Origin of the sequence: Pseudomonas meliae, assembly GCF_001400515.1 — a bacterium.
In the GTDB taxonomy this organism is placed as follows: domain Bacteria; phylum Pseudomonadota; class Gammaproteobacteria; order Pseudomonadales; family Pseudomonadaceae; genus Aquipseudomonas; species Aquipseudomonas amygdali.
This window is the reverse complement of sequence record NZ_LJQT01000193.1, coordinates 28613-37227: the sequence shown is the minus strand read 5'-3', so window position 1 is coordinate 37227 and position 8615 is coordinate 28613. Positions and strand designations below refer to the sequence as shown.

General features: G+C 57.9%; 8 protein-coding genes. 3 read left to right on the top strand and 5 right to left on the bottom strand.

All coding sequences use genetic code 11. The annotated features are described in order from the left end of the window. From ALO64_RS08805 to rpsU, 4 genes are all read right to left on the bottom strand, one after another. A partial coding sequence (locus tag ALO64_RS08805) for a PAS domain S-box protein (protein WP_169788675.1) occupies window positions 1–895 on the bottom strand: 895 nt, incomplete at its 3' end. A gap of 277 nt (window positions 896–1172) precedes the next feature. Beyond that, window positions 1173–3023, bottom strand: a complete 1851-nt coding sequence (gene rpoD, locus ALO64_RS08800; protein WP_044343652.1) for an RNA polymerase sigma factor RpoD — start codon at window positions 3021–3023, stop codon at window positions 1173–1175. Between the two features lie 67 nt (window positions 3024–3090). Continuing rightward, window positions 3091–5046 carry a DNA primase gene (gene dnaG, locus ALO64_RS08795; protein WP_044343653.1) on the bottom strand — a complete coding sequence of 652 codons (1956 nt, stop codon included), beginning with the start codon at window positions 5044–5046 and terminating at the stop codon, window positions 3091–3093. A 508-nt stretch (window positions 5047–5554) separates the two neighbouring features. Continuing rightward, entirely contained in the window at window positions 5555–5770 is a 216-nt protein-coding gene (rpsU, locus tag ALO64_RS08790) for a 30S ribosomal protein S21 (protein ID WP_002551877.1), read from the bottom strand. Between the two features lie 198 nt (window positions 5771–5968). On the opposite strand from rpsU, the gene tsaD reads away from it, so the two are divergent. Then, window positions 5969–6994 (top strand): tRNA (adenosine(37)-N6)-threonylcarbamoyltransferase complex transferase subunit TsaD, encoded by a 1026-nt coding sequence (tsaD, locus tag ALO64_RS08785; protein ID WP_002551878.1) that lies wholly within the window; start codon window positions 5969–5971, stop codon window positions 6992–6994. Window positions 6995–7029: 35 nt separating this feature from the next. On the opposite strand, the gene plsY is transcribed toward tsaD, so the two are convergent. After that, entirely contained in the window at window positions 7030–7599 is a 570-nt protein-coding gene (gene plsY / locus ALO64_RS08780) for a glycerol-3-phosphate 1-O-acyltransferase PlsY (protein WP_004660108.1), read from the bottom strand. 74 nt (window positions 7600–7673) lie between these two features. Between plsY and folB the strand changes: the two genes are divergently transcribed. After that, window positions 7674–8027: a dihydroneopterin aldolase gene (gene folB / locus ALO64_RS08775; RefSeq protein ID WP_044343654.1), complete on the top strand. Its 354-nt coding sequence runs from the start codon at window positions 7674–7676 to the stop codon at window positions 8025–8027. After that, entirely contained in the window at window positions 8018–8542 is a 525-nt protein-coding gene (folK, locus tag ALO64_RS08770) for a 2-amino-4-hydroxy-6-hydroxymethyldihydropteridine diphosphokinase (protein ID WP_044343655.1), read from the top strand. The genes folB and folK overlap by 10 nt, the downstream gene beginning before the upstream one ends. The last annotated feature ends 73 nt before the right edge of the window (window positions 8543–8615 follow it).

Below are 8615 nucleotides of genomic sequence, written 5' to 3'. Positions count from 1 at the left end.
AAAAAACTGATACTCCCGTAATCTCAGTGAAGGCACGGTTGACGGCATTGATGCGCTGGTTGGTGTCGGTAATGAGCACGCCCTCGGCTGTGCTCTCGAACACCGTTGCAGCCAAGTGCAGTTTTTCCTGCATTTGTCTGCTTTCGGTTATATCCCGTGCAATCGTCAGCAGGCAGTCGTCGCCTGCGATGACGATCGGGTGCGAGGACAGTTCGCACAGTTTGATACTGCCATCAACATTACGAAGCCGGGCCCTGAAGTCCCTGACGGAGCCGTGCCGCTTCAGTTGCTCAATGAGCCTGGAGCGGTCGCCCAGATCCACCCAGACACCCAGGTCGAATGTCGAGTGCTCAAGGCAGTACGCTTCGCTATACCCCGTGATGCGGCAGAAACCTTCGTTCACCTCTAAAAGCATTCCGTCCTGTTGGCGGGTGATAGCCAGCCCGTCAGGCGAGGCATGAAACGCCTTGGCGAATTTTTCTTCGGAAAGTTGAAGTTGCTGCTGGGCCTGCTTGCGCTGGGTGATATCACGCACTATCACCAGTACGGCTGGCGTCGAGCTCTGGTCAAAAGGCTGAGCGGACATGAGCCCGGAAAAGGTTTCGCCGTTCTTGCGCCGAAAGGGTATCTCCAGGTTATGAATGTTGCCTGTCTGCAGTTGCTGCAAAACTTTTGGGCCTATACCTGGCACTGCCCACAAATCCAGTTGGGTGGGCGTTTTCCCAATCACTTCGTCAAGGGTGAGGCCGGTCCGTTCAACGAACGCCGCGTTGGCATCCATGATATGCCCGTCGACAAGGCTTGCGATAATCATGGCATCCGGGCACTGAGCGAAGACCGAGGCGAATTTTCCCTCGGACAGGCACGACGCTTCCCGGTCATTGGTGTCGATTATTACTTCACGCATATGCGGCTTACGTCCGTGTCTGACTATCGCTGATATTGTTGTGGCGTGAATTTGTAACAATCACTGGCCAAGGCTCGACTGGCAAGCGCTTGTGTCCTGTGTGATACATAGTTGTAGGTCAATTCGCCATGGCCTGCAATTAGACCGACGTCTGACCTCTGTTTGATTTGATCAATTGACGACTGGACCTGCAAATCCGGATTTCTTTTTCCCGGAAACGCAAAACCCCCGGCAGGCCGGGGGTTTTGTTGACTCGCTGGTACGATTACTCGTCGAGGAACGAGCGCAGGTGCTCGCTTCTTGTCGGGTGACGCAGCTTGCGCAGTGCCTTGGCTTCTATCTGACGAATCCGCTCGCGGGTAACGTCAAACTGCTTACCGACCTCTTCAAGCGTGTGATCGGTATTCATGTCGATGCCGAAACGCATGCGCAGAACTTTTGCTTCACGGGCGGTAAGGCCCGACAGCACTTCGCGTGTCGCTTCTTTCAGGCTTTCAACAGTGGCGACATCGATTGGCGACTGCATGGTCGAGTCTTCGATGAAGTCACCCAGATGCGAATCTTCGTCGTCGCCGATCGGGGTTTCCATGGAGATCGGCTCTTTTGCGATCTTCAATACCTTGCGGATTTTATCCTCAGGCATTTCCATGCGTTCGCCCAGCTCTTCCGGGGTCGGTTCGCGACCCATTTCCTGCAGCATCTGCCGGGAAATACGGTTGAGCTTGTTGATCGTCTCGATCATGTGCACCGGAATACGGATGGTGCGGGCCTGGTCGGCAATCGAGCGAGTGATCGCCTGACGGATCCACCAGGTGGCATAGGTCGAGAACTTGTAGCCACGACGGTATTCGAACTTGTCCACAGCCTTCATCAAGCCGATGTTGCCTTCCTGGATCAGATCGAGGAATTGCAGACCACGGTTGGTGTACTTCTTGGCGATGGAGATCACCAGACGCAAGTTCGCTTCAACCATCTCTTTCTTCGCGCGGCGGGCCTTGGCCTCACCGATCGACATGCGACGGTTGATGTCCTTGATCTCGGCTATTTTCAGGCCGGTCTCTTCTTCCAGTGCCGACAGCTTCTGCTGGCAACGCTGGATGTCAGGCTGCAGACGACCAATGGCTTCGGCGTATTTGCTCTTGCCCTTGGCCAGTGCGTCAGTCCAGCTTTCGTCAACTTCGTTGCCCGGGAACTGGCGAAGGAAGTCGGCGCGCGGCATACGTGCATCACGTACACACAGCTGCATGATGGCGCGTTCCTGAGCACGAAGACGCTCAAGAGCACCCCGCACACGCTCTACCAGACCTTCAAACTGCTTTGGAACCAGTTTGATCGGCATGAACAGTTCGGCAAGTGCAACCATTTCGGCAATGGCGTGCTTGTCGTCGCGACCGAATTTCTTCAGCGCCTTGCAGGTGATTTCCATTTGATCGGAAACCGCACCGAAGCGCTGCTGGGCGATGACCGGATCGGGACCGCTTTCGACTTCGTCTTCGTCGTCGCTGGCGTCTGCCGATTCTTCCTCGTCGTCATCGGTGCCTTCGGCCTTGACGGCTTTGGGATCGACAGGCGGAGGTACTTCGGCAGGCGGCGCAATGCCGTCGTCCGGGTCGATATAGCCGCTCAGAACATCGGAGAGGCGACCGCCTTCGCTGGTGACACGTGTGTATTCGGAAAGAATATGGTCAACCGTGCCAGGGAAGTGCGCAATTGCGCCCATCACTTCACGGATACCTTCTTCGATACGTTTGGCGATTTCGATTTCGCCTTCACGGGTCAGAAGTTCAACGGTGCCCATTTCACGCATGTACATACGAACGGGATCGGTGGTACGCCCGATGTCGGTCTCGACCGCTGCCAACGCTGCAGCCGCTTCTTCTGCGGCTGCCTCGTCGGTATCGGCGTCGGCCAGCATCAAGGCGTCCGCATCCGGAGCACTCTCGTGTACCGGGATCCCCATGTCGTTGATCATGCGGATGATGTCTTCCACCTGCTCGGGATCTGAAATATCCTCGGGCAAGTGGTCGTTGACCTCTGCGTAAGTCAGATACTTCTGCTCACGACCCAGGGTGATCAACTCTTTGATACGAGATTGCTGTTGCGCTTTTCCGGACATAACACCCTATCCACTGAAGGTCTTGGCGGGCAAAAAACAAGCCGAGGATTATACCCGAGCTATGACCTCACGCGCCAGTTGAGGTCGGGGTTTGTGCGGGAACATTGCGATTTAGCAGTTCCCTAAGCTGAATTTTCTCTTCTGCGCTCAACTCGGTTTGACGAGCCTTGCTGATCAGATGTTCCAGACTGCGCTCGCGTTGGCGAGCGGATAAGCTAGTTATAGTGTCGAAAAACTGTTGTTCAAGGTTGTCGGCCTCAATCAGCCATTCCTTTTCTGCCAGAGCGCGCAGCAAACGGCCCTGTTCAGTCCCGTGCCACCTCGCTATCAACTGTAACGACCGCAGGTTGGGATTCTTTTGCCTGGCTTCGATAAGGGCGACCAGCAGTTGCGCGTTAGATTGGTCTTCTGCAGCGAAATGGCTGGCATTTTCGACCTTTTCGGCCAGTTCAGGGTGGTGCAGCAATGTTCTCAGTGCGGCCTGCATGGGTGGCTCGACAGCGGTCGGTACACGCGGCGTTCGAGGTTCGAAGTCCTGGCGCTTGCCTTTTTTGCCCCAGGATTTGTTGTCCCATTTTTTTTGATTCTGACCGCCGGTTTTCTTTGGCGTCCATTCCTGCTGTAGCTCATAACCGCCTTGGGGCTGGTAATCGGCAAAGTCAGGCATGGCGTCGTAATCGACGTACGGGTCGTAGCTCGGCGGTGCATCCACCGGCGCGCTCTGTACCAGTTGACTGACGGCCTCGCCGGTAAGCCCGGTAATTTCGGTCAGGCGTTTGCGCATCAGAATGCGCAGGTTCGCCCCAGGCACTTTATCGATGAGTGGCGCCGCGAGGGTGGCCATGTGCGCCTTGCCTTCCAGCGAGCGCGGGTCAGACTCTTTGGTCAGTTGCTCGAAAAAATAATCGGCCAGTGGCTGGGCGTGCTGATTGATGCGCGCCTTGAACGCGTCGGTGCCTTCGGAGCGCACCAGCGTGTCCGGGTCTTCGCCCTCGGGAAGAAACAAAAAGCGCGCCCGACGCCCATCCTGCAGGTTCGACAGGGTGGCTTCCAGTGCCCGCCACGCGGCATTGCGCCCGGCCTGATCGCCGTCGAAGCAGAACAGCACGTTGGGCACGACCCGGAACAGTCGTTTTAAATGCTCCTCGCTGGTCGCGGTACCCAGCGTCGCCACGGCATTGCGCAAACCTTGCTGCGCCAGGGCGATGACGTCCATGTAGCCTTCAACCACGATTATTTCATCGAGGTTGCGATTGAATTTGCGGGCTTCGAACAGCCCGTACAGCTCCTGGCCCTTGTGGAAAACCGGTGTTTCCGGCGAGTTCAGGTACTTGGGCTTGTCATCACCCAGCACGCGCCCGCCAAAGGCGATGACGCGTCCGCGCGAGTCGCGTATCGGAAACATCACCCGGTCACGGAAGCGATCATAGCGTTTGCCGGTTTCGGCGTTCTCGATCAGCAGACCGGCATCGATCATGACCTTTTGCTGCAGTGAGTCGCTGCTCAGGTGCTTGTACAGGTTGTCCCAGCCTGGCGGAGCAAAGCCCAGGCCAAAGTCTCTGGCGATTTCACCGGACAGCCCGCGGCCTTTGAGGTAATCCACCGCTGCCTTGCGCGATGGATGGCTTTTCAATGCCTGGCGATAGAACTCGGCGGCTGCGGTCAGCAGTGGGTAGAGCGGGGAATCGGTTGGCTGGCGGGGCTTCTGGCCTTTTACGCCCTGTTCGCGAGGCACTTCCATGCCTGCTGCTTTGGCGAGGTCTTCGACAGCCTGGGAGAAATCCAGATTGTCGTGATCCATGATGAAGCCGAGCGCGTTGCCGCCAGCGCCGCAACCGAAGCAGTAATAGAACTGTTTGTCCGGGCTGACGCTGAAAGAGGGTGTTTTCTCTTTGTGGAACGGGCAGCACGCGGTGTAGTTCTTCCCGGCTTTCTTGAGCTGCACGCGCGAACTGACTACATCGACAATGTCGGTGCGGTTCAGAAGGTCGTCGATAAAGCTCTGGGGAATCAGCCCGGCCATGGCGTTCTCATCATTCAAGCGTGGTGCAAAAGTATCGGGAGACTCTACGAGCGTTCCGTCAGCCTGTCAGCCGTCTTTTTGAAGACGTGGGCAATCAACGGGCACGTCTTTGCATCCGATGGGCGGTGTGGGCCTGAAAGGGGAATAAACTTGAGCCTGCGGGCAGGTCATAAGGCTTCACGCTGGGTGTCCACCTGAGGGTGACAAAACCAGGATGCATAAGCCTGGGTGCACGGAAGACGCTGCCTTGGCTGAGCTTCTTGCGAAGTCATCAAGGCATACTCGTCTTATCATCGACCGGTCTGCTGCCCGAGTGGGCATGGCCGATGTAGCCTGTGAACAGGCTGGACGTGCTTGATTGAATGTCTGAGTCGCATCGGCGGCCTGGACGAGGTCAATCAATCTAGCTAACGCGCAATCCAGTTAACGCAAAAAAGCGAAGCTGGAACTGCCGACAGCCCGGCTGGTTGGCCGGGCAAGGCAGAAGCTTGCGACGAAGGTCTGTAAATTAATACAGACGAACGGCGCGGCGCTGTTCGCGCTGGACTTTCTTGGCGTGGCGTTTGACAGCAGCTGCTGCCTTGCGCTTACGCTCCGAAGTCGGCTTCTCGTAAAATTCGCGGCTACGAACTTCAGCCAGAACACCGGCTTTTTCGCAGGAGCGCTTGAAACGACGCAGAGCTACGTCGAAGGGTTCGTTCTCTTTAACTTTGACGGCTGGCATCCAGAGCTACCTTCATTCATTACCGGGGTCAACGCTTAGTGCAAACACTGCACAAAAGTACGTCGGTTTTTAAGGGTTGCGGATGTTAACCCCTCATTGAGAGGAATGCAAAGCCTCTGATCGAAAACCGCTGGTCGGCACCTCGGTCGACGACTATTATGCGCGCCTTCAAATCTGCCCTCTACAAGGCGCAACCCCATGCTAGTACTGGGATTAGAAACCTCCTGCGACGAAACCGGTGTCGCGTTGTACGACAGCGAACGCGGTTTGCTCGCGGACGCATTATTCAGCCAGATCGACCTGCATCGTGCCTATGGCGGTGTAGTGCCGGAGCTGGCTTCGCGCGATCACGTCAAGCGCATGCTGCCGCTGATTCGCCAGACACTGGCCGAGGCGGACTGCGTGGCCACTGACATCGACGCCATTGCCTACACGGCCGGACCGGGTCTGGTAGGTGCATTGCTGGTCGGCGCCTCGTGCGCTCAGGCGCTGGCATTCGCCTGGGATATCCCGGCGTTGGGCGTTCACCACATGGAAGGCCATTTGCTGGCCCCGATGCTGGAAGAAAACCCGCCGCAGTTCCCGTTCGTCGCGTTGCTGGTGTCCGGTGGGCACACGCAACTGGTACGCGTCGATGGCATCGGTCAGTACGAACTGCTGGGCGAGACGCTGGACGATGCAGCAGGCGAGGCGTTCGACAAGACCGCCAAAATGATGGGCATGCAGTACCCAGGCGGCCCGGAGATTTCCAAAGCGGCGATGCAGGGTGTGGCGGGGCGCTTTGTCTTTCCCCGGCCGATGACTGATCGTCCCGGGCTGGAATTCAGTTTCAGCGGGTTGAAAACTTCTGCGCTCAATACCTGGCAGCAATGTCAGGGCGCTGGAGACGACAGCGAGCAAACCCGCTGCGACATCGCTCTGGCGTTCCAGCAGGCGGTAGTGGAGACTTTGACCATCAAGTGCAAGCGTGCGCTCAAACAAACCGGCCTCAAGAGCCTGGTCATTGCGGGCGGCGTCAGCGCGAATAAGGCGCTGCGGGCTTCGCTGGAAAGCATGCTCGGCGACTTGCGCGGTAATGTTTACTACGCAAGGCCCGAGTTCTGTACCGATAACGGCGCAATGATCGCCTTTGCGGGCTGTCAGCGTTTGCAGGCAGGGCAGAAGGAAGATTTGAGCATCAGCGTGCAGGCGCGTTGGCCCATGGAGCAGTTGCCGGGGCTGTGATGACAGGCGAGGGTGAGATGATTTCAGGTTGCCCTTCAGAAATGTCGTTCGCGCCCGGCGAGCAGGTCGCGTAGATTGCCGCGATGGCGCCAGACGATGAGCAGCGTCAATACGCTCATCGGCAACAGCGCATGAGGTTCTTGCCATGCCAGTAATGGCAGGGTCAGCGGTGTGGCAATCAGGGCGGCAAGCGAGCTGGTACGCGTCAGGTAGAGCGTCAGCAACCAGGCCGCTATGGCCAGGGCGGCTGCGGGCGGGTACAGCCCCAGCAGCACGCCGGCGGCTGTTGCGACACCTTTGCCACCACGGAAGCGAAAGTACACTGGGAACAGGTGGCCCAGCACTGCGCAGACGCCGATCCAGCCCTGTTGCGCGATGTTCAGGTTCCAGGCGCTGGCGATCAGGATTGGCAGCAGGCCTTTGCAGAGGTCGCCAAGCAGGGTCAGGATGGCCAGTTTTTTTCCGGCCAGACGCAGCATGTTGGTAGCACCGGCATTGCCCGAGCCACTGGCGCGCGGGTCTGGCCTGCCGCTCAGGCGGCTGAGCAGAATGGCGAAGGACAGCGAGCCAAGCAGGTAGGCGAAGGTGGCCAGTAACCAAAACATGCTAACCATTCCGGGCGAGGATGCCCTGATTCTAACGGCGCATCGCGCCCTTGTCGTGCAGTGGAGAGTAGTGCTTGGACAGAGTTTTCATCGAGGGCCTTGAGGTTGATACGGTCATCGGCGCCTATGACTGGGAGCGCGGCATTCGCCAGTGCCTGCGTCTGGACCTCAGCTTTGCCTGGGACAATCGCCCTGCAGCGGCAGGCGACGACCTGAGCAAGGCCCTCGACTACGCCAGTGTTTCGAAACGTATTCAGGCTTTCGCCGAGCAGGCTCAGTTTCAGTTGGTAGAGACCTTCGCTGAGCGGCTGGCTGAAGTGCTGATGAGCGAATTCAATATTCCCTGGCTGCGTCTGAAACTGACCAAGCCGGGTGCCGTAGCGGCCGCTGCCGGTGTGGGTGTGGAGATCGAGCGCGGATGTCGCTGACGCGGATTTTCCTCGGCCTGGGGAGCAATATCGAGCGCGAACGTCACCTGCATGCCGGGCTGGATGCGCTGGATGGCTTTCTGACTGACCTCAGTTGCTCGCCGGTTTTTGAAAGCCATGCGGTGGGTATCAAGAGCGGGCCATTCTTCAATCTGGTGGTGTCGGCGTTGACCGATCTGCCGTTGATGGAGCTTGATCGCCGCCTGAAATTCATCGAGGCCGATAATGGCCGCTATGCCCCGGATCGCAAAGGGCTGCCGCTGGATATCGATGTGCTGTTGTATGGCGAGCAGGTCGGCAATTTCGACGGGCTGATTTTGCCGAGAGCGGAAATTCTGAAGAATGCCTTTGTGCTGTGCACATTGGCATTGATTGCCCCTGAGCGTCTGCATCCGGGTGTGGGGATTGCATTCAGCAAGCTCTGGGCTGACGCGCAGATCGATCAGCAGCTCTGGCCGGTAGCGTTTGAGTGGCGCGGCGTTGGTCTTACGCCTGAGAGTCTGCTGCGTAGCTAGCTGAGTGGGTTCGTGGTTCTCGGGTGCTGAAGATCGGACGCAGAGCGTCCAGGAAGGCATTCCCACGCGGAGC